Here is a 24,859-nt window from a genome sequence, read left to right as displayed (position 1 = left end):
GGCGTGCCCATCGTCAACATCGCCAAGCCCAATGGCAGCGGCCTGTCCCACAACCAGTTCAAGGACTACAACGTCGGCAGCAACGGCGTGATCCTCAACAACGCCACCAACCGCACCCAGTCCACGCAACTGGGCGGGATCATCCTCGGCAACCCGAACCTCAACGGCACGGCGGCCAAGGTCATCCTCAACGAGGTCAACGGCGGCAATCCCAGCCAGTTGCGCGGCTACACCGAAGTGGCGGGGAAGTCGGCCCATGTCATCGTCGCCAACCCCTATGGCATCACCTGCAACGGCTGCGGCTTCATCAATACCCCACGGGCGACCCTGACCACCGGCAAGCCGGTCGTCGAGAATGGCCAGTTGAGCCGCTACCAGGTGGACCAGGGCAGCGTCGCCATCGAAGGCGCGGGCCTGAATGCGAACAACGTCGACCGCTTCGAAATCATCACCCGCAGCGCCCGGATCAACGCCGAGATCCAGGCGAAAAACCTGACCATCGTCGCCGGACGCAATGACGTCGATGCCGCCACCCTCAACGCCACTGCACGGGCCGATGACGGCAGCGCCAAGCCGCAACTGGCGATCGACTCCTCTGCCTTGGGCGGTATGTATGCCGGGGCGATCAAGCTGGTGGGCACCGAGGCCGGGGTCGGGGTGAAACTGGACGGCAAGCTGATTGCCAGTGGGGGTGATATCCAGCTCGATGCCAATGGGCATTTGAGCCTGGCGCAGACCACCGCGGCCGGGGCCGTCGACCTCAAGGCGCAGAGCCTGGATGCTCGGGAAACGATCTATGCCGGCAGCCGCCTCGAGGCCACGACCCGAGGCGGCATCGACAATCGACGCGCCATGGCCGCGCGTGACAGCGTCACGCTGACGACCGACGGCCAACTCAGCAACCTTGGCATCATCGAGGCGGGTGTCAATGCCGACAGCACTCGCAACCAGGTCGGCGATGTCGTCCTTGCAGCGGCTGCCCTCGATAACCGCGGGCAAGCCGTGATTGCCAGTCGCGACTTGAAAGCCACGACCACCCAGACCCTGGACAATCGCGGCGGTACCTTGTCTGCGACGAAAACCCTGACCGTCGACAGCAAGGCCCTCGACAACCGCGCCGGCACACTGGTCAGCCAGGGCGCATTGAACGCGACAGTCCTCGGGACGCTGGACAACCGCGGCAAGGGCACCCTCGCCAGCGGTGGCGAGCAGGCCCTGGTCGCCGGGACGTTGAAAAACAGTGAAGGCGTTGTCAGCGCCAAGGACAGGCTGAAGATCGAGGCGAAAACCCTCGATAACAGCCGCGGCAAGATGGCTTCGGACGCGGCCCTGACCGTTGGCGCAGGTGACGTTGACAACAGCGGCGGCCAAATCACCAGCCAGGCGGATACGGTCGCCACGCTGGACAGTTTCAAGCAGCAGGGCGGCAAGCTGGTCAGCCAGGGGAAACTGACACTGACAGCAAACCGCATCGATAACAGCGACGACGGCTATATCGCCTCGGTCAAGGCCATGGCCCTGACTGCCCACCAACACCTGCTCAACACTGGCAAGGCGATTATCAGTACCGAACAAGGCCTGACCATCGCTGGGGGAGAGGTCGATAACACCAACGGCAGCCTGCTCAGCCAGGATGACCTGAAGGTTGATATCGCGGGGGACCTTCTCAATCGGGACGGCAGCGCCATCGCCCAGGCCGGTAACGTCGATATCGAGGCGAGCAGCCTCGACAATCGTGGCGGCGTGCTGGCAACGGTCAATGGCTGGTTGAAAACCGCTCTCGACAAGGTACTGGACAACAGTCAATCGCTCACCGCCGGCGGTGACGCCGGATTGATCCAGGCCCAGTCCATCGACCTCGGCGCAACGCAGGCGGTGCTCAACAACGGCGGACAGGTGTCGGCCCTGTCCGGGGCGGCTGAAATCGGCACTGGCGCATTGCACAATCGCAACGGTGCCTTGCTTGCCAGGCAGGGGCTGGCGGTCCGTGCCCATGATCTGGATAACAGCAACGGACGCGTAGCGGCGGACACCATCGATTTCGGACTTGGGGCAGCACTCATCAACCAGGGCGGCCTGGTAGAGGGCAGCAATGGCCTGGCGATCCGGGCTGCATCGATTGACAATCAGCGCGGCAAGTTGCGTTCGGTGGCCCAGCGGGGAGCGGCGACCCTGGAGGTTGGCCAACTGCTGGACAACCAGAACGGCCTCATCGAGGCGGCCAGCCACGACCTGTCCTTGCAGATGACCGGTTTCCTGAACACTGATGGCAGCGTTCGCCATGTGGGCAGCGGCACCCTGGACGTGGACATCGCCAGGTTCAGTAACGTCGGCGGCAGCCTGACGACATCGGGTACCTTGACCGTCGACGCGGCCCGCTGGGATAACAGCTCGGCTATCCAGGCCGATGTCCTCGACCTGAAGGTCGGCCAGCTCAATCAATCCGACCGCGGTAGCCTGCTCGCCGTCAAAAGCCTGCTCGCCACGGGTGGCAACTGGAACAACGCAGGCGTCATTGGCAGCGATGAAGCCCTCGATCTGAGGCTGACCGGTGCCTATGTCGGCACGGGCAGCAGTCGGGCCAGCAGCCTCGGTCGGTTCGACTTGAGTGCGGCAAGCATCGATGTTTCGAGCGGCTCGCGCCTGGCTGGAGGTGGTGCTACCACCATCGGCAGCCTCGGCGCACTGAACAATGCCGGGCGGATCACCAGCGGCGACACGTTCTCCCTGACCGCCGCCCGCTTGACCAACACGGGCACGCTGGGCGGCGCCCGGGCGGTCGAACTGACCGCCGACGAGGCGCGCAACGATCATGGCCTGATCTTCAGCGGCGCGGACATGGGGCTGCGTTTCGATCGGTTCACCAACCATTTCGCCGATGTCTACAGCCTGGGGGCGCTGAATGTCGCGGCGCGGGACGGTGTGGCCCGCAGCGAACTGCTCGAGAACATCTCCGGCACCCTGGAGTCGGCAAAGGACATGTCGCTGCGCAGCAATGTCCTGATCAACCGCAAGGACGTCTTTACCACCACCGATCAACTGGTGTCGGGTTCCATCAGCGTCAAATGCTACGACTGCGGCGGCGACCACCACAACGTCGACTACATCGCCAATGAAACCTACCAGAGCGTGGTGCTCCAGGACTCGGCCAGCGCCACCTTGATGAGCGGCGGCAAGCTGACCATCGACGGCCTTGCGGTAGCCAACCACCACAGCGTCATGGCCTCGGGCGCCGACCTGCTGATCAAGGCGGACAACTTTGCCAACGTCGGCGCCGCTGCCGGCTCCAGCGTCAGGACGCGGACCTGGAACACCGGCAGGGTGACCGACGGAACCGACGAGCGTTTCCGTTCGCGCTTCATCGTTCCCTACAACGCCCAGGCCAACCCCAAGGAAGTCCCGGTCGATGCACTCAACAGCTTCCGCCAGGTGGCTGACATCACCACCGTGACACCGGGTGCGCCGATGGCGCCGGCGGTCGTTCAATCGGGGGGCAATATCGACATCCAGGCCACCCAGAAACTGGAAAACAGCAGCATCGTGCAGTTCCAGGCGCCATTGGCGGGGACGGCCAGAACAGCGGCGACGGACGTCGCCACCTCCACGCAGCCTGCGGTGGTGGTGCTCAACCCGCAGTTACCGCCCGACCTTGCGCAACAACAGGTCAACCCGACCGGCATGCCCGGGTTCAGCTTGCCAACGGGGGAGAATGGCCTGTTCCGCATCGTCGACAGCGCGGCTGCGGCGCAAGGCAGCCGTGACCAGAGCCGGGCCACCGTCCAGGGCTCGGATGCGAGCCGGGTCATTGTCGGGCCCAAGTACCTGATCGAAACCAACCCTGCGCTGACCGACCTCAGGCAGTTCCTGAGTTCGGACTACTTGCTGGGCAACCTGGGTTACGACCCCGACACCAGCTGGAAGCGCCTGGGCGATGGCCTGTACGAGCAGCGCCTGGTCCAGCAGGCGGTGCTTGCCCGCACCGGACAGCGATTCATCGCCGGACAGACCAGCGATGAAGGCGTGTTCAAGTACCTGATGAACAACGCCATCGCCAGCAAGGAACAACTGAACCTGGCCGTTGGCGTGACCCTCACGTCGCAGCAGGTCGCCGCGCTCACCCATGACATCGTCTGGATGGAAGACCAAGTGATCAATGGCGAGCATGTGCTGGTGCCGGTGCTCTACCTGGCCCAGGCCAACCGCCGGTTGATGGCCGATGGCGCGCTGATCCAGGGCAAGGACATCACGCTGATTGCCGGTACCGACCTCAAGAACGCCGGAACGCTGCACGCCAGCGAAAACCTCTCGGCGGCGGCGGGGAACAACCTGGTCAACACGCGCCTGGCCGAAGCCGGCGAGCGGCTCAAGCTGGTTGCCGGCAAAGACCTCGTCAACATCCAGGGCGGGATTCTCAAGGGCCAGGATGTCGAGCTGTCGACCTTGACCGGCGATATCCGCAACGACCGCACCGTCAGCATCATTGAAAACAGCGGCCAGGGTTTCAGCTCGAAAACCTCGGTGGTCGACAATGCCGCACGCATCGAGGCCGGCAACAACCTCACCGCGCGGGCGGCGGGCGACCTGCTGAACGTGGGCGGCGCCATCACCGCAGGCAACGACATTGACCTGCGCGCGGGGGAAGACATCGTCATTTCCGCCGCCCGGGAAGAAAACGGCTCGATGCGCAAGGACAAGCGCCACTTTTGGGAACAGAGTCAGACCGTCCAGCATGCCAGTGAAATCAAGGCCGGCGGCGACCTGAATGCCACAGCCGGCAAAAACCTGACCGTCGTCGCCAGCCACCTCGAAGCCAAAGGCGATATCAACCTGACCGGCACCGACGTTTCCCTGATCTCGGCAGCGAACGAAGACGCCAGCGAATACCGCTACAAGCGCAGTGGCAAGAAGATCAACAAGGAAGAGGATCACGTCCAGCAGCAGGCGACCACCCTCAATGCGGGCGGGGATGTAGCGATTGCTGCGCGCAACAACCTGTCGGTGGTGGCGAGCAGGATTACGGCGGGTGACGAGGCTTACCTGGTTGCCGTTAAGCAGATAAGTCTGCTGGCTGAGCAGAATCGGGATTATTCGCTGTATGACATGAAGAAGAAGGGGGGATGGGGCAGTAACGCCGCAAGGCGGGATGAGGTGACTCAGATCACTCATATCGGCAGCGAGATCAAGGCCGGGGGCAACCTGAAACTGATCAGCGGTGGGGATCAGACCTACCAGGTGGCGAAGCTGCAAAGTGGCAATGACCTGACCCTAGACAGTGGTGGGCGAATCATCTTCGAGGGGGTCAAGGACTACCACGACGAAAGCCACACCAAGAGCAAAGGTGACCTGGCCTGGTACAAGATGAAAGGCGAGGGACGCACCGATGAAACCTTGCGCCAGAGCGAGCTTGTCGCCCAAGGACAGTTGGTCATCAAGGCCGTTGACGGCCTGCGTATCGACGTCAAGCAAGTCGATAAACAGAGTGTCAGCCAGACCATCGACGCGATGGTGAAGGCTGAACCGGGCCTGGCCTGGATGAAACAGGCCGAGGCGCGTGGCGACATCGACTGGCGTCAGGTGAAGGAAATCCACGACAGCTTCAAGTATGAAAACTCCGGTCTGGGTGCCGGAGCCAAAATCGCCATCGCGATTTTGATGTCGTTCATCATGGGCCCGGCCGGCTTCGGACTGTCAGGCACCAACCTTGCGGTAGCCACCAGCCTGAGTACCACCGCAGTCACCAGTACTATTGAGAACAAAGGCAACCTGGGTCGTGCGCTAAAGGAAACAGTGAGCGCCGATAGCTTGAAGAGTGCGGCGATTGCCGGTTTTACCGCCTATGCGTTCGAATACGCGGACAAAGAATGGTTTACCAGTGCCGACAGCGCCAATACTGCAACTCAAGGCGTCGAGCCGTCGGCGGGTTCGACGGGTTCGGCAAGTTCAGCATCAAGCGCGCGTAATTCATCCAAGGATATCTTCCGTTGGAGTAACGCGACTGACACGGCAGTCCGCACAACTGGGAAAGCGCTCATCTCCAGTAGCATTTCCACAGCGATTGGAGGCGGCAGCTTCGGCAGCAACTTCAATGCTGCCCTGCTGGGAGAGGCCGGCAATGTGGCGATGGCGACCGGTTTCAACTGGGTGGGCGATACCATCAAGTTCCCGGATGGCGGCCCTCAGAAAATTGTGGCCCACGCGATCATGGGTGGCCTGCTGGCTGAACTGACAGGCAGTGATTTCAAAACGGGGGCAGTCGCCGCCGGTTTGAACGAAGCGCTGATTCCCAGCATGGTCAAGGTGGCGGATAAAAACGAACATCTGCAACTGATGCTCTCGCAACTAACGGGGCTACTGGCTGCGGCCGCGGTCAACGGCGATCTCGATACAGGTTCGAAGATTGCCGAGAAAGCGACCGCGTTCAACTATCTGTTCCATGCGGAATTGGTGGAGAGAGAACAAAAGCTCAACAGCTGCACATCACCAGCTGATTGCCAATCCATCCGTGATTTTTACAACAACCTCGACACAGCCCGAAACCGGGAGTTTGGACAGTACTGCCTGCAGAATCCGGCGGGCTGTGCGCAGATTACGAAGCAGCTGGCGGATGAGATTTCGGCCAATGAAAAATTGCTGCATGACGGCAGAAGCTCAGGGCTGAATCGCTCGGTAGCACTTTGGGAAATCACGCGGAGTAACGAGCGGGCCATCAATACCGGCATTATCGAGAATACGCGTACCGAAAAAGGCGATGGCGCTGCATTACTGGCCGAGCTTGCGTCGGATGGATTGAGTCCGGATCGGGGATTGTTCGCGTCGACGGCTGGGGGGAAGGGTGGTACAACCGGGGTTAAGGTTGGGGTTGTTGGGGATAATAGTGCGAAAGGTGGGGCGAAGACACCACAAACTCTAGAGCAGATATCAAATCCCCCGCAGGCTCCTGTAATTCCATTCGGATGGATCAGTCGGCCAGGGAAAAATGGTGGGGAAATCTACTACCCACCTGGAACTGATCCGGCAAAAGGAGAGCACATCCGAGTTATGCCGCCTGGCTCATCACCTGTCCCGGGATATGAGAATGGATATTGGCGCTGGCAGAACTCCGGCAAGCAACCAATGAACCCCGCAACAGGCAAACCGGGGAAAGGTCAGGGGGATACACATGTTCCTCTTCTTCCTGACTCTTTGCCGCCGATTCGTCGTTGAAGCTATTTATCAATCAAGGTGGCGTATGTACTCATTACCGGCTGATTTTGACTTTTCACTGCTATCCGGCTGTTATCTGGAGATGGTATGTTTTGGTGTGCGAATGACGAAATTGGAATTTTCACGCCCCCAGATTTCTGCTGGCATCTCTCCATATAGAGTCTCTTTTTGTGTGGAAGGTGGTTTGAAATATGAAGTAAATGGCGTGTTAGGGCAAAGACGGTTTTCTGATTCATCCACAAGTGCGCCGTTATTGGATTTTTTGCTACAGGATGTCCTGTCGGTTAGAGAGGTTGAGGCAGCAGCGCTGCAGATACTATTTAACTCAGGCGACAGTATTGTTGTTGAACCGGATAGCGACAGTGGTTATGAGGCTTATACAATTTACTTGGATTCCGGTGATGTAGTGGTTGTTTGAAGCGGTTAGAAAAGGTGGCGAAAAAAGAGGCAAATTTATTTGTCATGCTGGTAAATAAATCTGTCCTTATTTTTTGTCCCCTTTTTTTATTTTTTGCTTCAGTAACAGCGACTCGGTGATTAACGCCCATAGAGATTTGGGGGGTGCCAAACGCGATGGTGAATGTTTGATCAAGGGTTGTGTGCCGGCAGTCTACATTATAGAGTAAAGAAATAAAGGTGTTTTATGGGGCCTGAAAAGTACGAGTTGTTGAATAGCGTTCCAGGGCATGCAGATTATGCCGTGAGCGCAGGGGACTTGGATCCGGAGGATATCCCGCAGGAAAGAATTAGTGCTGTGCTAGATCTGCTTCGTAATGCTAGTAATGATGAGGAGAGATTTTTTGCCGCAAAATTACTGACTAGTTTGGGCATCCATGAAGGCTTGATTGCTTTGGAAGCAAGTATGGAAAAGCCAGAGCAAATCGAGGGGATTTATTCTCATCGGGTATATGGGTACGACGATACTTATTACCAGATACTCTTGGCTGTTACTCGGTATTTTTCCAACGTGGCTGATCGTGGGGATATCGAAGTTGCTAGGGCTCAGATATATTCTATCCTTTCAAAAATCATTGCTTTAGCAAGTAGTAAATCTTCGAAATAGCCAAGATTTTTGATTTTGTGAGGCGTGAGAATTACACGGAATATGTGCCTCTTATTGAAAATCATCTTATTGCTATAATCGATAAGCCCGAGGTGCATCGCTGGAAAGTCTATGACGCTATTGAATTTCTGACAGATTTTAATTCAGATTTCATTGCATCTTTATTGAAAGATAAAAATAAGTCGATTGATGATTATAGGCCAGGAACGTAAGGTGGACGAAAAGGGGGCAGATTTGAATGGCACTTCCTTAGCGGCTAAGCGATTGAACTGAAAGCGAAAAATTAAGAGGGGCTGGTCTTGGTCTACGGTGATAGTTGCGAACACACACCAGCGAACCAAGGACACAGCCCCAATGGATCGTAGACGGCAAATTCTTCAGCATCAATGAACGAAAAGGGGACAGATTTATTTGTCAGGCTGGTAAATAAATCTGTCCCCTTTTTTCTTGGCGCCTCAAATCGATAAAGCATTTAAACGTTTGCCTCAGTCTGCACGGGCCCAGTTGGTTAGAAATGCTGAGAAGGGGCTGAAACGATTGCAAGAAACAGGGAATATGTAATGAGCAGTAAATATGCTGTGGTTATAAAACAAGGGATAGCTTTACCCGAAAGAGAGATATTGGTCAGACGGGCATGGGGCGATGTACCTGTCTCTTATATTCAGGATCAAGAAGTTTTCAATGAGTGCAGCTTTCTTGACTTGAAAGTTAACAAGTGGGAAGTCAATAAACAGTGGAGTAATCAGCAAAATAGCGAACCCTGGATAAGAGTTGAGATGCTCAAAGGGGGCGCGCTTAAGGAATATTTGCGGAATGAGGGCTGCTCCCTGTCTTTAGATGTTACAGACGAAGCTCTCGTGATTTTGGAGTTAGATGAGGGCGGATTGGAGTTGGACGAGGTTCTACTGTTAAGTCTGGTATCTGCGTTTCATAGTGGCTATAAAATTTACAGATGGGTCGATGATTTTCAAGAAGTGGGCGAAGATATTTTTATCTCTTTGCCAACTCAACATGCTATTCGTGAAAGATTGCTGACTTGCGCATAGTGTTTGTTTAGGTGAAAAGGGGGCGGATTTGTTTTTTGTGCTGGTAAATAAATCTGTCCCCTTTTTTTGGGGTCCCCCTTTTTTGGTAAGAACGGTAAGGATCCGTGATGATGCAAGGGGTCATGATTTCGGTGTGGGAAATCCACAAAATCGCGGCTCCCACTTTAATGATGAAATCGGAAATCACTATGACTATTGATATTGAAATTTTGAGCGCGCCTAATATTTCTATACCGAACGAGGTATTCAATATTAACCGTCCGCAGAGAGGGGCGGCCGAGGCCATCTCTGTAGCGAGTTTTATGGTTGCTGAGTCATCAAGTAGCTCTTTGGTTCTGGTGTTAGATTATATTTTCTCATTAATTGAAAAAAACTTACTCGGTTACGACGTCTGGTTTTTTGTTGGTAACTCAGCATGGCAGCCAGATACACGAGTGATCCGATACCGAAAGTTGTGGGGGGCTTTAAGCTTTCGCGGAAATGAAGTTGTAGGCGGCAGTGAACTGCAAGAAGGCATGGTTGAGGCAGATGGGCAGTTAAAATTTTTTGGTGCTGTGCGGCTATCGAGAAATTCAGTTGAGTTTTTGGCGAAAATTCTTGAGGTTGAACGCTGCTCATATATCGCTGCGCTGCCTAGCGGGTTTGATGTGAAAAGTATTTTGGATGTGGGATGGTCCGGGAATGTATCGGATGATTTGGATTTGCATTACTTGATAAGTGAAAAGAAAGGGCTGCTTTTTAGGAGGCTTGGTGAATTTGATGAGGGTGAGCAAGGTTTATTATCCACAGGTCCGTCAGAAGTGATGGGCGGATTATTGAATTGATTGGAGGGTGATGGTGTGGCATCTTTGTGCTGATTCGTAAATAACTCTGAGAGTTATCTGGCCGGCCTCCCTGCCTCACAGGTGAAAAGGGCACAGATTTATTTGTTGTGCTGGTAAATAAATCTGTCCTCTTTTTCTAAAATTTCCGTTCACCGTGCGATTGGAACCGAATACTCGCGACCCGTTGAAATGACCGTTGACTTGGGCGGAGGTCACACCTACGGCCTTTATGGTACCTCTCGATGACGTGGTGGTATTACGAGATACGACACATTGATACAGGGCGTTCCGCCAATGGACGAAAAGGGGACGGACGAAAAGGGGACAGATTTATTTGTCATGCTGGTAAATAAATCTGTCCCCCTTTTTTCTTTTTTGAAGAACTGGAAATAATGTACTCACAAGCCGATCTTGCAACGGATTTAGAAAAAACATTGGTTGATGGTTTCGAGGTTTTTAGGATTTCGAAAGCCGCATTTGAAATATATCAAAATCATGGCTTAGAAATAACTGCGCCCATGGATCGAGTGCTCCTCACGCTGATTGCAATGGAAGAGGGTGAGGAATTTGAGTTGACGGAAGCTGAGTTTTTGGCTCTGATTTCAGAGATAAAAACTATGTAGATAAGGCGAAATTTACTGTGACGCTATGTAAGCCACAAAAAAAGGGACAGATTTATTTTGCAGGGATGGGTTGGCTTTTAGCCTTGACTTGAGGCCGGCTAATGGGTGTCCCCATTCTTCTGCATTCTTCGATTCTTCAGTCCCCATTCTTCATAAGCGCGGTCTGTTGTCCCAACGGAGATCCCATCCGTTGGGCGTTATGACAAAGGACACGAGCTCCCCCTGAACCCTCTCAGCCAACCCAGCCAACTGCCGTTTTCGGAATGACCTCGGACTCGTCGAGCTTGGATGCAAACATGCTCACGGCTTCGAGTGCGTCTGTCGTCCCGGTGCGGATCTGTACGATGACCGATCCGGCCTGGTCCGCCAGGGTCACGCCGCGCAGGGCGCCTTCGTGGGTGACGTTCATGCTTGCGACGGCTTCGCGGGTTTCGGAGAGGATCATGCCGATCATCTCGGCGATCTCCGCTGTCGAGCGGCTTGTACGCCCTGCCAGCTGGCGGACCTCGTCGGCCACCACTGCGAAGCCTCGGCCCTGGTCTCCCGCTCGCGCGGCCTCGATGGCGGCATTGAGGGCCAACAGGTTGGTCTGGTCGGCGATGCCGCGGATGGTGTTGACGATGGCGGTGATTTCCTCGGAGCGCGATCCCAGTTGCCCGACCAGGCGCGCGGAGGCGCCGATGTTGTCGGCGATCTGACGCATTTCCTTGGCTGTCTGGTGGATAACCTCGGCACCCTGTTCGGCCACTCGTTCGGTCTCGGCGGAGATGTGGTAGGCGCGGGAGGCTCCGCGAGAATCTTCCTCGAACTTCTCGACCCGTTCGGTGATGTCGCTTGCGAACTTCACGATCTTGCACAACTTGCCCTCGGCGTCGTAGACCGGGTTGTAGCTGGCCTCCAGCCAGACGACCTTGCCGTGCTTGCCGAGACGCTTGTATTGACCGCTGAAGAATTCCCCGGCGTTCAGGCGCCGCCAGAAATCACTATATTCCGAACTGCTTACCAGGTTTGGCTCACAGAACATCCGGTGATGTTTGCCCTGGAGTTCGGTCAAGTTGTAGTTCATGACCCTCAGGAAGTTGTCGTTCGCGGTGAGGATGTGGCCGCTGAGGTCAAATTCGATCACCGCCATGGCACGATCAAGTGCCGCCAACTTGCCGCGGATTTCCGCCTCGTTCGCGACCTTGGCAGTGACATCGAGGGCGTACTTCACCACTTTCACCACGCGGTTGTGCTCATCCACCACGGGGTTGTAGCTGGCTTCCAGCCATACGTTCTGGCCGCGCCCGCTACGGCGCTGGAAGGTCCCGGAAACGAATTGACCGGCGCGCAACTGATTCCAGAATTCGCGGTACTCAGCGCTGCCCGCCAGCGCCGGGGTGCAGAAGTCCCGATGCGACAGACTGGCCAACTGCTCCGCACGGTAACCCATGGTATTGAGGAAGTTTTCGTTTGCGCGAAGCACCTTGCCGTCGGGACTGAACTCGACCACGGCCATCGACCGTTCCAAGGCACCCACCAGTCCTTTGTATGTCGTTAATTCGGCTGTCCTAGCCGTCAGTTCACTTTTTAGGATTTTGTTAAACATGACGTACCCTCGACGAACCCAGAAATGACTGGACCATGTCTCGGTATCGACTCGCTGACAGCGGAACTGAAGGGAATGGCCTAATCATGTTTCGGCGCCAAAAGGCGCCTTGTCCAATGATCCGGTTCTAAAGGTCCACAAAAAGAAGGGTTAATGCTTGCAGGTGTTGTCGCGAGGTACCGCCAGCAATGCTCCGCGAGCCGGTGGCAGGGGCCGAGCAAGGCGAGCACTCCCGTCCGGGATGCGGGAGTGCTCGAAGGGTCAGAGGCTGAAGCGCCCCACCATGCTGTTCAGGTCCACGGCCAGGCGAGACAACTCGGCGCTGGCGGCGCTGGTCTGATTGGCGCCGGTGGCCGATTGCACCGACAGATCGCGGATGTTCACCAGGTTGCGGTCCACTTCACGTGCCACCTGGGCCTGTTCTTCGGCGGCGCTGGCGATCACCAGGTTACGCTCGTTGATCTCCAGGATGGCCGCGTTGATGGTGTCCAGGGACATGCCGGCGCCACGCGCGATGTTGAGTGTGGACTCGGCGCGCTCGGTGCTGTTGCGCATGGAGTCCACGGCCTGTTCGGTGCCGTTCTGGATGCTGCCGATCATGCGTTCGATCTCGCTGGTTGACTGCTGGGTGCGATGGGCCAGGGCACGTACTTCGTCCGCCACCACCGCGAAACCGCGACCGGCCTCGCCGGCACGGGCCGCCTCGATGGCCGCGTTGAGCGCCAGCAGGTTGGTCTGGTCGGCCAGGCCACGGATCACGTCCAGGACCTTGCCGATGTCGCGGGATTCATCGGCCAGGTTGCCGATCAGCGTGGCGGTGCTCTGCACATCGGCGCTCATGCGCTCGATGGCGCCGACAGTCTCCTGCACCAGGTCCCGGCCGTCGCCGGCGGAGGTGGTGGCATTTTTCGAGGCTTCGGAAGTGCTGACCGCGTTGCGCGCTACTTCTTCCACGGCGCTGGTCATTTCATTGACGGCAGTGGCGGCCTGTTCGATCTCGTCGTTCTGCTGGGTCAGGCCACGGGCGCTTTCGTCGGTAACGCTGTTGAGTTCTTCGGCGGCGGAGGCCAATTGCGTGGCCGAGCCGGAAATCCGCTGCAGGGTATCGCGCAGTTTTTCCTGCATGGTGGACATCGCCCGCAGCAGGCGACCGGCTTCGTCGCTGCCATCGACCACGATCGGCCGGGTCAGGTTGCCCTTGGCGATTTCTTCGGCGGCATCCAGGGCGTTGGCGATCGGCCGGGTGATGCTGTTGGTCAGCAGCCAGGCGAACAGCAGGGTCAGGCCGGTGGCAACCACCAGCAGGGTGACGACCCAGTTGAACGCTGTCGAGTACTGTTGCGCCGCGCCCTGATTGAAATCATCGGCTTGCTGGTTGTTGATTTCCAGCAGGCGGCCGAGTACTGCGTTGATGGCTTCGGAGTTGTTCTGCAGTTCAGTGTTGAGCAGTGCCCGCAACTCATCGACCTGATTGTTGCGCGACAGGGTTTTCATCCGCTCTTCGAGTTGGCGGTATTGCCCCAGCAGTTGCACGTACTGGTCATAGACAGTCCGTTCTTCGGCAGCGCTGATGAGCTTTTCGTAAGCACTCTGGGCATCGCGAATCTGCTGGTTGCGTTGCTCGAACAGCTCGAAGGTTTTCTGCTGGATATCCGGTTCGCGGTTGGTCAGCAGGCGATAGGACAATACCCGCAGGCGCAAGGTGAGCTGGGTGAATTCATTCAGGGCCTGGATGCTGGGTACGCTGTTCTGGGCGATGTTTTCGCTGGATGCGCGGATCTTGCTCATCTGGGTCAGGGCGAATACCCCGAGGGCCAGCATCAGGGCGCCGATCAGGGCAAAGCCCAGGAACGCCCGCGGCGCGATGTTCATATTACGTAGAGACATGGAATGTACCGAGAAGGCGCGCCCGTGCGGGCTGTGGCTGGTGTTAATTGCCTTATCGGACATGCGACTGAAGTCTTGAGTGGGATGGGCCCTTTTGTCGCAGCACTACCCTGGCCAGGCGACGAAGGGTAGGAACCGGACTGCCCATTCACAGTCTTTACCACTCGCGAGCGAAGTACCGCTGCCCGTAAATCGTGGCGTCGGCGGTGACTTTTCTTTATCGTACGCGCCCCCTGGAAAAGCCTGGAAATCAATATGTTGGAAACATCCCTCAGCCAACTGGAGCAACTGGTCAACGACCTGGTGCAACAGAACCGCCACCTCGCCGGCCTGAACGAAACCCTGAGTGCGGAACTTGCCAGGGCCAAGGATGAAAACGAGAGCCTGCAATTGAGCCTGATGGAACAGGAAGAACTGCACGGGGCCACTGCGGCCCGCATCCAGGCGCTCATCGAGCGCGCCAGCGCAGGTCCCGTCGGCGCATGAGGCAGGGTACCGATGGGGTGACAGTCATCTCGATCCTGGGAGAAGACTATTCAATCAAGGCCCCGACCGGGCAGGAACAGGCGCTGCTGGACGCCGCGGCGATGCTCAAGGCCGCCCTGGCCGACACGAAGCGAAAATACCCGACGCTGATCGGTGATCGCCTGCTGGTGCTGGCGGCCATGAACCTGTGTTCGCAGCAGATCGAAATGCAGAAGCAGCATCGCGCCGAGCTCGACCGTTACCAGGAGCAGGTCAGCGCCACGGTCGATGTGATCGCCAAGACGATTCAGCAGGCCTGAACCTGCGACTGGCTTGAGAAGCAGCAGGCTCGCTCCACGGTGGAACTGTGTTCACCGAGGATCAAATGCAGGAATGAGCCTGCTGGGCGATCGGTCTCCGAGCGCGCTGCAGAACTCTTCTCAGAACCACTCATCCCGCATCGTCAGGCACGTATCGTCCCGCGCCTCGAGCAGTGTCAGCTCGTGCTGGCATCCTGGTACTTCCCAGGTAAGGAAGTAGCGCGCCGCTTGTAGCTTGCCTTTGTAGAAAGCCACGTCCGCCGGGTTGCCTGCGAGCAGGCCTTGCTCGGCGCGAATGGCCTGTTCCAGCCAGCGCCAGCCGATCACCATGTGACCGAATACCTTGAGGTAAAGAGCCGAGTTGGCGAGGCTGCTGTTGACCTTGCCCTGGGCCATGTCCGTAAGCAGCCCCAGTGTGACTGTCTGCAGGCGTGCTACCAGAGCTTCCAGCGGTTGACGCAGCGCATTCAATGACTCATACGCCTGGGCGCGCTCGGTGGTATCGGCCACCAGGCGGATCAACTGCTTGAGTCCGGCGCCGCCGTTCTGTGCCAGCTTGCGGCCCAGCAGGTCCAGGGACTGGATGCCATGGGTGCCCTCGTGGATCGGGTTCAGGCGGTTGTCGCGATAATACTGCTCCACCGGATACTCCCGGGTGTAGCCGTGTCCCCCCAGAATCTGGATCGCCAGTTCATTGGCCTTCAGGCAGAACTCCGATGGCCAGGATTTGACGATCGGGGTCAGCAAGTCCAGCAATTCATGGGCTCGTCGGCGTTCGGCTTCGCTGTCGAGTGTGGTGGTGTCATCGAACAGCCGGGCCGCGTACAGGCCCAGGTCGAACGAACCTTCGACGTAGGCCTTTTGCGTCAGCAGCATGCGACGCACGTCGGCGTGCTGGATGATCGCCACGGGAGCGGTGGTCGGGTCCTTGCTGTCGGGCACCCGGCCTTGCGGACGTTCGCGGGCATATTCCAGGGAATACAGGTAGCCGGCGTAACCCAGCATCACCGCGCCCATGCCGACGCCGATCCGGGCCTCATTCATCATCTGGAACATATAGCTCAGGCCTTGGTGCGGTTTGCCCACCAGGTAAGCGATGCATTCGCCGTTGTCGCCAAAGTTCAGTGCCGTGGAAGTGGTGCCGCGCCAACCCATCTTGTGGAACAGCCCGGCCAGCAGCACATCGTTGCGCTTGCCAAGGCTGCCGTCGTCGTTGACCAGGAACTTGGGCACGATGAACAACGAGATCCCCTTGACCCCGGGTGGCGCGTCCGGCAGCTTCGCCAGGACCATGTGCACGATGTTTTCCGCCAGCGGGTGATCGCCGCCGGAAATGAAGATCTTGTTGCCCTTGAGCCGGTAGGTGCCGTCGGGTGCCGGTTCCGCACGGGTACGGATATCCGACAGCGAAGAGCCGGCGTGGGGTTCGGTGAGGGCCATGGTGCCGAAGAAGCGACCATCGATCATCGGCTGCAGGAAGCGTCGCTTCTGGGCTTCGTCGCCGAAGCTTTCGATCAGGTTCGCCGCGCCCATGGTCAGGAACGGATAGGACGTCGATGCGGCGTTGGCCGACTGGAAGTGGGCGAAGCAGGCTTGGGACAGCAGCGTCGGCAACTGCATGCCGCCAGCCTCGAAACTGCGCGCGGCATTGAGGAAACCGGCTTCGAGGAATGCGTCCACCGCCGGTTTCACCTCGGGAATCAGGATTGCCTGGCCGTTCTCATAGCGCGGTTCGTTCTCGTCATTCTTGCGGTTGTGCGGCGCGAAATATTTCTCGGCAATGCTGCGGGCTGTGCCGATGGCTGCGTCGAAGGTTTCGCGGTTGTGTTCGGCAAACCGTTCGCGCTGGGTCAGCCCCTCGGCATCAAGGACTTCGTACAGCTCGAAAGCCAGATTGCGGGAACTGAGCAACGTCTCGGACATGGCGGCCTACCTTGTTTTGGGATGGGCCGAGTCTAGGTGTGAGGCAGGAGGGTGAACAGCAAGATTGATTTGGGTGATGGAGTGGCAGAACGCAGGGGGTGATCTGACGCGTAAAAAATGTGGGAGCGAGCTTGCTCGCGATAGCGATTTCACACACAACAAAGATGCTGGCTGTCAGGTCGCTATCGCGAGCAAGCTCGCTCCCACTGGGGCGGTGAACTGAGCATCTATTGTCGATGCTCAGCGAATGTCGCGCTTAACCGATAGTCATCAGGCTGGCGTTACCCCCCGCCGCGGCGGTGTTGACGCTCAGGGCCCGCTCGATCACCAGGCGTTCCAGCGCGATGCCGGTTTCGCCCTGGGACAGGCCATTGACGCCGACGATGGCACCGGGGCGCTTGGCTACCTGCTGGCAGACGCTGCGCAGCTGGTCCGAGTCGCCATGATGCAGGACAGCGTCGAACACCACATCATCCTTGGTCCAGTCGGCAACGCGCTGGATACGTGCCTGGATGTCCTTCGGCAAACGTGCGAACAGCGCCTTGGCGGTGTCGGTTTCCGGCCATACGGCCGAGCCACCCACGGCCAGTACCGCCGCCAGTTGCGTCAACAGGTCTCCTTCCACCTCGGCCAGGCACAGTACGTGTTCGCGCGGCAGGATGGCGTAGCTGTTGCGCTCGCCGGTCGGGCCGGTCAGTTGACGGGTGATACCGCTTTGCGACTGGGCTGCGAACTGCACGCACAACGCACTCAGTTCGGCGAGCTTCTGGCTGTCGGCCCAGGCTTTCAGGGCGTTCAGCGGTTTGCTCAGGGCATCGCGCAGGCGCAGGTCCGGCGCACTGGCGGCATCGCCACGAACGAAGGACTGCTGGATCGCATCGGCAGGACGTGTCGACAGCAGGCGGTACAGGTACAGCGGGCCACCGGCCTTGGGCCCGGTGCCCGACAGGCCTTCGCCGCCGAACGGCTGCACGCCGACCACGGCACCCACGATATTGCGGTTCACATAGACGTTGCCGGCATGGACGTTGTCGATCACCTTGGCGATGGTTTCGTCGATACGGGTGTGCACGCCCAGGGTCAGGCCATAGCCGGATGCGTTGATCTGGTCGATCAACTGATCCAGCTCCTTGCGCTTGTAGCGCACCACGTGCAGCACCGGACCGAAGATCTCCCGTTGCAGCTCGTCGAAGCTTTCCAGCTCAATGAGGGTTGGCATGACGAAGGTACCGCGCTTGCATTCCTCGCTGTCGGCGATTGCCATCTGGTAAACGCTGCGACCTTTGTCGCGCATGGCCTGGATGTGCTTCTCGATGCCCGCCTTGGCTTCGGCGTCGATCACCGGGCCGATGTCCACGGACAGGCGCTCGGGGTTGCCGAGGCGCGATTCGGCCATGGCACCCTTGAGCATTTCGATGACACGGTCGGCGGAATCTTCCTGCAGGCACAGGACCCGCAGCGCCGAGCAACGCTGGCCGGCGCTGTCGAAGGCAGAGGACACCACGTCGATGACCACCTGCTCGGTCAGGGCCGAGGAGTCGACGATCATGGCGTTCTGTCCGCCGGTCTCGGCGATCAGCGGGATCGGACGACCCTGGTTGTCCAGGCGACCGGCGATGTTGCGCTGCAGCAGGCGTGCGACTTCGGTGGAACCGGTGAACATCACACCCTTGACACGATCGTCACCCACCAGGCGAGCGCCGACGGTTTCGCCGCGGCCCGGCAGCAGTTGCAGGACGCCTTCCGGAATGCCGGCTTCGAGCATCAGGCGCACGGCCTGGGCGGCCACCAGCGGCGTCTGCTCGGCGGGCTTGGCCAGTACCGGGTTGCCGGCGGCCAGCGCGGCGGCAACCTGGCCGCTGAAAATCGCCAGGGGGAAGTTCCACGGGCTGATGCAGACCACCGGGCCCAGCGGGCGATGGGCATCGTTGGTGAAGTCGTTGCGAGCCTGCACCGCGTAGTAGCGCAGGAAATCCACGGCTTCACGGACTTCGGCAATGGCGTTGGCGAAGGTCTTGCCGGCTTCGCGGGCCAGCAGGCCCATCAGGGGCTGGATCTCGCCTTCCATCAGGTCGGCGGCACGCTCCAGGATCGCGGCCCGCTCGGCCGGTGGCGTGGCCTGCCAGATCGGTGCGGCGTTGAGGGCGCACTGGATGGCATTGTCGACATCCGCCACCGTGGCTTCCTGGACGTGGCCGACCACGTCGCGGTGGTCTGCCGGGTTCAAGACGGGGGCCGGCGTTTCTTCGCTGGCGGCGCAGCCGAGCATCGGCGCGGCTTTCCAGTCGTTATGGGCGGTCGCCAGCAGGGCGCAGGACAACGAGGCCAGGCGATGCTCGTTTGCCATGTCGATGCCGCTGGAGTTGGCGCGCTCGCTGCCGTACAGGTCGCGTGGCAATGGGATGCGTGGATGCGGCAGGCCGAAACCGCCTTCCAGGGTCGCCATCTGCTCGATGCTGGCCACCGGGTCGGCCACCAGTTCCTGAATCGAAATGGACTGGTCGGCGATGCGGTTGACGAACGACGTGTTGGCACCGTTCTCCAGCAGGCGGCGAACCAGATAGGCCAGCAGCGTTTCGTGGGTCCCGACCGGAGCGTACACGCGGCACGGACGGTTCAGCTTGCCTTCGGAAACCTTGCCTACGACCTGTTCGTACAGCGGTTCACCCATGCCGTGCAGGCACTGGAATTCATACTGGCCCGGGTAGTAGTTCTGACCGGCGATGTGATAAATGGCCGACAGCGTATGGGCGTTGTGCGTCGCGAACTGCGGGTAGATGGCTTCCGGCACCGACAGCAGCTTGCGGGCGCAGGCAATGTAGGACACGTCGGTGTACACCTTGCGGGTATAGACCGGATAGCCTTCCAGACCTTCGACCTGGGCGCGCTTGATCTCGCTGTCCCAGTACGCGCCTTTCACCAGGCGGATCATCAGGCGATGACGGCTGCGACGGGCCAGGTCGATCACATAGTCGATCACGTACGGGCAGCGCTTCTGATAAGCCTGGATCACGAAACCGATGCCGTTCCAGCCAGTGAGCTGCGGCTCGAAGCACAGGCGCTCCAGCAGATCCAGGGACAGTTCGAGGCGATCGGCTTCTTCGGCGTCGATGTTCAGGCCGATGTCGTATTGCTTGGCCAGCAGGGTCAGCGACAGCAGGCGCGGGTACAGCTCGTCCATCACCCGTTCGTACTGGGCACGGCTGTAACGCGGGTGCAGGGCCGAGAGCTTGATGGAAATGCCCGGGCCCTCGTAGATCCCACGACCGTGGGAGGCTTTGCCGATCGAATGGATGGCTTGTTCGTACGAGGCCAGGTACTTCTGGGCGTCATGCTCGGTGAGCGCGGCTTCGCCCAGCATGTCGTAGGAATAACGGAAGCCCTTGGATTCGAATTTGCTCGCATTGGCCAGGGCTTCGGCGATGGTTTCGCCAGTGACGAACTGTTCGCCCATCAAGCGCATCGCCATGTCGACGCCCTTGCGGATCATCGGCTCGCCGCTCTTGCCGATGATGCGGCTCAAGGAGGAGGTCAGGCCCGCTTCGTTGTGGGTGGCGACCAGCTTGCCGGTCAGCAGCAGGCCCCAGGTGGCGGCGTTGACGAACAGCGATGGACTGTTGCCCAGGTGGGGCTGCCAGTTGCCGGTGCTGATCTTGTCGCGGATCAGTGCATCGCGAGTGCCCTTGTCCGGGATGCGCAGCAGCGCCTCGGCCAGGCACATCAGCGCCACGCCTTCCTGGGACGACAGGGAGAATTCCTGCAACAGGCCCTGAACGATACCGGCACGACCACCAGCACTCTTCTGGTTACGCAGTTTTTCGGCGATTGACGCGGCAAGCTTGTTGGTGGCTTCGGCCATTTCCGCTGGCAGGCGAGCCTGCTCGATCAGCATTGGGACCACTTCCGGCTCGGGGCGACGGTAAGCGGCGGTAATGGAAGCGCGCAGCACCGATTGCGGCAGGATGCTTTCGGCGAATTCCAGGAAGCACTGGTGCGCGTGGTCGACCTGGACATCACCGGCTTCGTCACTGTCGATACGGGTCGAACCGTTCAGCTCGGTCAGGGTTGCACCACCCTCGAGTTTTTCCAGGTAATTGAAAATTGCCTGCTTGATCAGCCAGTGCGGCGTGCGATCAATCGAGGTTGCGGCCGCCTTGAGGCGTTCGCGGGTCGGGTCGTCGAGTTTGACCCCAAGGGTGGTGGTAGCCATATTTTTATCCTCATGTTTACCACGTATTGCGTGGCATCAGCTGGCGGCAAGATTAGCCTCGGGCTGTTCGAGGTGCAACCGGGTGCAACCCTTTTTTTGACGAAATATCCAGCAGCTCATCAGGAAGTGAATCCTGGGCTGCGGTCCGTTGCACCGGCTTAGTGCTTTGGCTTCTAGGCAAGGCTGGCGACTGCGCAAAAAGGGAGCAAAAAACATTGTCAGTGGTGAAAAAACCGATCAGGTGCAACTTATTTGAGCGAAACAGGTTGCACCTTATTTCACTTGTTGAATAGCATTCGCGGCCAAGGTGCAACCGGTTTGACGCCGAGTTGTATCGGCCGATGGCTTTCCTGGGGAAACATCGGTCATAAATTCGCGGGTTTGCAAATCGTCGCTACAACGTCTGCGTTGTCGGCGCTTTCAACTGCCACCGCTACATAAAAACAAAGCCAGGGCGTAACTCATGAGTGTAAGCAATCCCACCCTGATCACCTTCGTGATCTATATCGCAGCCATGGTCCTGATCGGCCTGATGGCTTATCGATCCACCAACAACCTTTCCGATTACATCCTGGGCGGTCGCAGCCTGGGCAGCGTCGTGACCGCATTGTCCGCCGGTGCCTCCGACATGAGCGGGTGGCTGTTGATGGGCCTGCCAGGTGCCATCTACATGTCCGGCCTGTCGGAAAGCTGGATCGCCATCGGCCTGATCGTCGGTGCCTACCTGAACTGGCTGTTCGTAGCCGGTCGCCTGCGGGTCCAGACCGAGCATAACGGCGACGCGCTGACCCTGCCGGACTACTTCTCCAGCCGTTTCGAAGACAAGAGCGGTCTGCTGCGCATCATCTCTGCGGTGGTGATCCTGGTGTTCTTCACCATTTACTGCGCCTCCGGCATCGTGGCCGGTGCCCGTCTGTTCGAAAGCACCTTCGGCATGTCCTACGAGACTGCGCTGTGGGCCGGTGCCGCCGCGACCATCGCCTACACTTTCGTGGGCGGCTTCCTGGCCGTGAGCTGGACCGATACGGTGCAGGCCACCCTGATGATTTTCGCGCTGATCCTGACGCCGATCATCGTGCTGCTGGCTACCGGCGGCGTGGACACCACCTTCCTGGCCATCGAAGCGAAGGATCCTTCGTCCTTCGACATGCTGAAGAACACCACCTTCATCGGCGTGATTTCGCTGATGGGCTGGGGCCTGGGTTACTTTGGCCAGCCACATATCCTGGCGCGCTTCATGGCCGCCGACTCGGTCAAGTCCATCGCCAGTGCCCGTCGCATCTCCATGACCTGGATGATCCTGTGCCTGGGCGGTACCGTTGCCGTCGGCTTCTTTGGTATCGCGTACTTCTCGGCGCATCCTGAAGTGGCCGGTCCAGTGACCGAAAACCACGAGCGCGTGTTCATCGAACTGGCCAAGCTGCTGTTCAACCCATGGATTGCCGGCGTGCTGCTGTCGGCCATCCTGGCGGCCGTGATGAGCACCCTGAGCTGCCAGTTGCTGGTGTGCTCCAGCGCCCTGACCGAAGACTTCTACAAGACGTTCCTGCGCAAGAGCGCTTCCCAGCTGGAACTGGTCTGGGTCGGCCGCGCCATGGTGCTGCTGGTGGCTCTGGTGGCCATCGCCCTGGCCGCCAACCCGGAAAACCGCGTACTGGGCCTGGTGAGCTACGCTTGGGCCGGTTTCGGTGCGGCTTTCGGTCCCGTGGTCCTGATTTCGGTGATCTGGAAAGGCATGACTCGTAACGGCGCGTTGGCCGGTATCCTGGTGGGTGCAATCACCGTGATTGTGTGGAAGCACTTCGAGCTGCTGGGCCTGTACGAAATCATCCCGGGCTTTATCTTCGCCAGCCTGGCGATCTACATCGTCAGCAAGATGGGCTCGCCTACCGCTGGTATGGTGCAGCGCTTCGAAGCGGCTGAAAAAGATTTTCGCCTGAACCAGTGATGCGCTCGGCGAGGCCTGGTTGGCTCGCTTGATCGATCCGAAACGGCCCGTCTCCAGTGGAGGCGGGCCGTTTTTTTTCAGCTCGGATCGGCATCGGGCTGGTTGAGGAAGATCAGCACTCCCAGTATCGCCATGTAGAACCTGAAGGCGGCGTCCTGGCCGTTCCAGATTTGCGATTGCCACATCAGGAACCACTCGCCACCCACCACCATGAAGCCAAAGAACCAGACGAGGAACCCTGCCGTCAGGCCGCCGATGGCCCATCGCTTGGCCTGGGTGAAAACCGGGCCGTCGGCGTTGCGCGCCTGCCACAGTTTCAAGGCGCCGTAGCCCAGCAGCCCGGCGGTGATCGCTTCGCCGAGGATGATCAACCAGTAGGCGCCATGCCATAGCCAAGGCTGGACAATGGCGCGGTAGCGGGCGGTATTGTTCGGGAAGGTGGTGTCCATGCTCAGTACGTGCTGGACGAAGTTGAAGTTGGAGCGGTAGTCCGTGAGATTGTTGAACACGGTCAGGAAGGCGAATGCGGCGAGAGCCAGGGTCATTGCAATTTTCGAATAGCGGGTTGTCATGCGGTGCGTCCTTTGCTTTTTGCGACGCTGGAAACGTTATCACGCTCCGATGCAGTCCCGAGGCCCGCCATGTTGTAAGACGCGGCCGATTCCGCCGTGTGACGAGAACGTGTCCGGACATAGGCATTTTCTTGGGGCCCACGTTCCTGTTCGTGGTTCCAGAGGGCCGTTTTGCTGACGGCGGGCGCTGACCCAGGTACATCCGCTCGGCTGCGAACGCCTGACGTCCGGCACGCTTCAAGGTAAACTCGTCGCCCTTCGCAGGAGCCGCCATGAATTATCGCCACGCCTTCCACGCCGGCAATCACGCCGATGTGTTCAAACACCTGACCTTGACCCGCCTGATTGCCCTCATGTCGCGCAAGGAGCAGCCGTTCGCCTACCTCGATACCCATGCGGGCATCGGGCTGTACGACTTGCAGGGCGACCAGGCCAATCGGACCGGCGAGTACCTGGAAGGCATCGCGCGGTTGTGGGACCAAGACGACCTGCCGGCGCTGACCGCCGACTACATGAAGGTGCTGCACGAGATGAATCCGGACGGGCAGTTGCGCTACTACCCCGGTTCGCCGGAACTGGCGCGGCGCCTGACGCGGCCGCAGGATCGGGTGTTGCTCAACGAGAAACACCCCGAAGACGGCGTGCTGCTCAAGGACAACATGAAGGGTGACCGTCGCGTGGCGGTGCACCTGGGGGAGGGCTGGCATGTACCCCGAGCGCTGCTGCCGGTGGCGGAGAAACGTGGCCTGATGCTGATCGATCCGCCCTTCGAGCAGCTTGACGAGATGCAGCGCTGCGCCGCGTCCCTCAAGGAGGCCATCGGCCGGATGCGCCAGACGGTGGCCGCGATCTGGTACCCGGTAAAGGACCAGCGCATGCTGCGCCGTTTCTACCAGGATCTGGCTGGCACCGGCGCGCCCAAGCTGTTGCGGGTGGAGTTGCTGGTGCATCCGTTGGCCACGCCCAACAGCCTGAACGGTTCCGGCCTGGCGATTGCCAACCCGCCCTGGGGGCTGGAAGAGGAGTTGCGTGAGCTGTTGCCCTGGTTGTCGAAGAAGCTTGGGCAGACCCAGGGTGGCTGGCAGATGGATTGGTTGATCGCTGAAAGCTGATCGCTGGCCAGCTGTATTGATACCGTCTGAAGGATAGTTTCGCGAGCAAGCTCGCTCTCACAGTGGGGCGCAGGT

At 59.0% G+C, this 24,859-nt stretch carries 14 protein-coding genes and 4 pseudogenes; 11 read left to right on the top strand and 7 right to left on the bottom strand.

The genetic code is table 11. From position 1 onward, the window contains the following. From BT179_RS17575 to BT179_RS17555, 7 genes and pseudogenes are all read left to right on the top strand, one after another. Positions 1–7,203, top strand: a 7,203-nt coding sequence (locus tag BT179_RS17575) for a two-partner secretion domain-containing protein (protein WP_143148715.1), incomplete at its 5' end; no start/stop codon positions are given. Continuing rightward, positions 7,160–7,621 (top strand): hypothetical protein, encoded by a 462-nt coding sequence (locus BT179_RS26555; RefSeq protein WP_143148714.1) that lies wholly within the window; start codon positions 7,160–7,162, stop codon positions 7,619–7,621. The genes BT179_RS17575 and BT179_RS26555, both read left to right, overlap by 44 nt. A gap of 225 nt (positions 7,622–7,846) precedes the next feature. Next, positions 7,847–8,478 (top strand): annotated as a pseudogene (locus tag BT179_RS17570) (hypothetical protein). 348 nt (positions 8,479–8,826) lie between these two features. Further along, on the top strand, positions 8,827–9,312 hold the full coding sequence (locus BT179_RS17565; RefSeq protein WP_072432182.1) for a hypothetical protein: 486 nt from the start codon (positions 8,827–8,829) through the stop codon (positions 9,310–9,312). A 37-nt stretch (positions 9,313–9,349) separates the two neighbouring features. After that, positions 9,350–9,511, top strand: coding sequence for an HNH/endonuclease VII fold putative polymorphic toxin (locus BT179_RS27265; protein WP_371264409.1), 162 nt, complete (start codon positions 9,350–9,352; stop codon positions 9,509–9,511). Next, positions 9,501–10,136: a hypothetical protein gene (locus tag BT179_RS17560; protein WP_371264405.1), complete on the top strand. Its 636-nt coding sequence runs from the start codon at positions 9,501–9,503 to the stop codon at positions 10,134–10,136. The genes BT179_RS27265 and BT179_RS17560 overlap by 11 nt, the downstream gene beginning before the upstream one ends. A gap of 392 nt (positions 10,137–10,528) precedes the next feature. Next, a complete protein-coding gene (locus BT179_RS17555) occupies positions 10,529–10,759 on the top strand; it encodes a hypothetical protein (RefSeq protein ID WP_072432181.1) in 231 nt (76 codons plus the stop codon). A gap of 232 nt (positions 10,760–10,991) precedes the next feature. Here the strand turns inward: BT179_RS17555 and BT179_RS27260 are convergent. The 4 genes and pseudogenes from BT179_RS27260 to BT179_RS27245 all read right to left on the bottom strand — a co-directional run. Continuing rightward, positions 10,992–11,465, bottom strand: a pseudogene (locus tag BT179_RS27260) (methyl-accepting chemotaxis protein); the annotation flags it as partial. 114 nt (positions 11,466–11,579) lie between these two features. After that, positions 11,580–12,257: pseudogene (locus BT179_RS27255) on the bottom strand (PAS domain-containing protein); the annotation flags it as partial. Positions 12,258–12,608: 351 nt separating this feature from the next. Continuing rightward, positions 12,609–13,472: a methyl-accepting chemotaxis protein gene (locus BT179_RS27250; RefSeq protein ID WP_371264408.1), complete on the bottom strand. Its 864-nt coding sequence runs from the start codon at positions 13,470–13,472 to the stop codon at positions 12,609–12,611. Beyond that, a pseudogene (locus tag BT179_RS27245) lies at positions 13,464–14,219 on the bottom strand (MCP four helix bundle domain-containing protein); the annotation flags it as partial. The pseudogene BT179_RS27245 and the gene BT179_RS27250, both read right to left, overlap by 9 nt. A gap of 270 nt (positions 14,220–14,489) precedes the next feature. Here BT179_RS27245 and BT179_RS17540 point away from each other — a divergent pair. After that, positions 14,490–14,720 (top strand): hypothetical protein, encoded by a 231-nt coding sequence (locus BT179_RS17540; protein WP_072398566.1) that lies wholly within the window; start codon positions 14,490–14,492, stop codon positions 14,718–14,720. Beyond that, positions 14,717–15,019: a cell division protein ZapA gene (locus tag BT179_RS17535; protein WP_072432179.1), complete on the top strand. Its 303-nt coding sequence runs from the start codon at positions 14,717–14,719 to the stop codon at positions 15,017–15,019. Before BT179_RS17540 ends, BT179_RS17535 begins: the two co-directional genes overlap by 4 nt. A gap of 120 nt (positions 15,020–15,139) precedes the next feature. Here the strand turns inward: BT179_RS17535 and BT179_RS17530 are convergent, their stop codons facing one another. Then, positions 15,140–16,942, bottom strand: a complete 1,803-nt coding sequence (locus BT179_RS17530) for an acyl-CoA dehydrogenase (RefSeq protein WP_072432178.1) — start codon at positions 16,940–16,942, stop codon at positions 15,140–15,142. A gap of 256 nt (positions 16,943–17,198) precedes the next feature. Beyond that, positions 17,199–21,152 carry a trifunctional transcriptional regulator/proline dehydrogenase/L-glutamate gamma-semialdehyde dehydrogenase gene (gene putA / locus BT179_RS17525; RefSeq protein ID WP_072398563.1) on the bottom strand — a complete coding sequence of 1,318 codons (3,954 nt, stop codon included), beginning with the start codon at positions 21,150–21,152 and terminating at the stop codon, positions 17,199–17,201. A 463-nt stretch (positions 21,153–21,615) separates the two neighbouring features. On the opposite strand from putA, the gene putP reads away from it, so the two are divergent. Continuing rightward, positions 21,616–23,100 carry a sodium/proline symporter PutP gene (gene putP / locus BT179_RS17520; protein ID WP_072432177.1) on the top strand — a complete coding sequence of 495 codons (1,485 nt, stop codon included), beginning with the start codon at positions 21,616–21,618 and terminating at the stop codon, positions 23,098–23,100. A gap of 77 nt (positions 23,101–23,177) precedes the next feature. Here the strand turns inward: putP and BT179_RS17515 are convergent, their stop codons facing one another. Further along, a complete protein-coding gene (locus BT179_RS17515; protein ID WP_072432176.1) occupies positions 23,178–23,672 on the bottom strand; it encodes a DUF2165 family protein in 495 nt (164 codons plus the stop codon). A 272-nt stretch (positions 23,673–23,944) separates the two neighbouring features. On the opposite strand from BT179_RS17515, the gene BT179_RS17510 reads away from it, so the two are divergent. Further along, entirely contained in the window at positions 23,945–24,784 is an 840-nt protein-coding gene (locus tag BT179_RS17510; protein ID WP_072432175.1) for a 23S rRNA (adenine(2030)-N(6))-methyltransferase RlmJ, read from the top strand. The last annotated feature ends 75 nt before the right edge of the window (positions 24,785–24,859 follow it).

The organism is Pseudomonas sp. NFACC43, from assembly GCF_900119645.1.
Lineage (GTDB): Bacteria > Pseudomonadota > Gammaproteobacteria > Pseudomonadales > Pseudomonadaceae > Aquipseudomonas.
The sequence above is the reverse complement of the archived record's forward strand: the minus strand, read 5'-3'. Positions and strand labels throughout refer to the sequence as shown.

Excerpts from the sequence above, each read along its gene's own strand:
- putP (WP_072432177.1), top strand. The coding sequence starts at position 21,616 with ATGAGTGTAAGCAATCCCACCCTGATCACCTTCGTGATCTATATCGCA.
- putA (WP_072398563.1), bottom strand. The coding sequence starts at position 21,152 with ATGGCTACCACCACCCTTGGGGTCAAACTCGACGACCCGACCCGCGAA.
- BT179_RS17530 (WP_072432178.1), bottom strand. The coding sequence starts at position 16,942 with ATGTCCGAGACGTTGCTCAGTTCCCGCAATCTGGCTTTCGAGCTGTAC.
- BT179_RS17535 (WP_072432179.1), top strand. The coding sequence starts at position 14,717 with ATGAGGCAGGGTACCGATGGGGTGACAGTCATCTCGATCCTGGGAGAA.
- BT179_RS17515 (WP_072432176.1), bottom strand. The coding sequence starts at position 23,672 with ATGACAACCCGCTATTCGAAAATTGCAATGACCCTGGCTCTCGCCGCA.
- BT179_RS17565 (WP_072432182.1), top strand. The coding sequence starts at position 8,827 with ATGAGCAGTAAATATGCTGTGGTTATAAAACAAGGGATAGCTTTACCC.
- BT179_RS17540 (WP_072398566.1), top strand. The coding sequence starts at position 14,490 with ATGTTGGAAACATCCCTCAGCCAACTGGAGCAACTGGTCAACGACCTG.
- BT179_RS27250 (WP_371264408.1), bottom strand. The coding sequence starts at position 13,472 with ATGCAGGAAAAACTGCGCGATACCCTGCAGCGGATTTCCGGCTCGGCC.
- BT179_RS17560 (WP_371264405.1), top strand. The coding sequence starts at position 9,501 with ATGACTATTGATATTGAAATTTTGAGCGCGCCTAATATTTCTATACCG.
- BT179_RS26555 (WP_143148714.1), top strand. The coding sequence starts at position 7,160 with ATGTTCCTCTTCTTCCTGACTCTTTGCCGCCGATTCGTCGTTGAAGCT.
- BT179_RS17510 (WP_072432175.1), top strand. The coding sequence starts at position 23,945 with ATGAATTATCGCCACGCCTTCCACGCCGGCAATCACGCCGATGTGTTC.
- BT179_RS17555 (WP_072432181.1), top strand. The coding sequence starts at position 10,529 with ATGTACTCACAAGCCGATCTTGCAACGGATTTAGAAAAAACATTGGTT.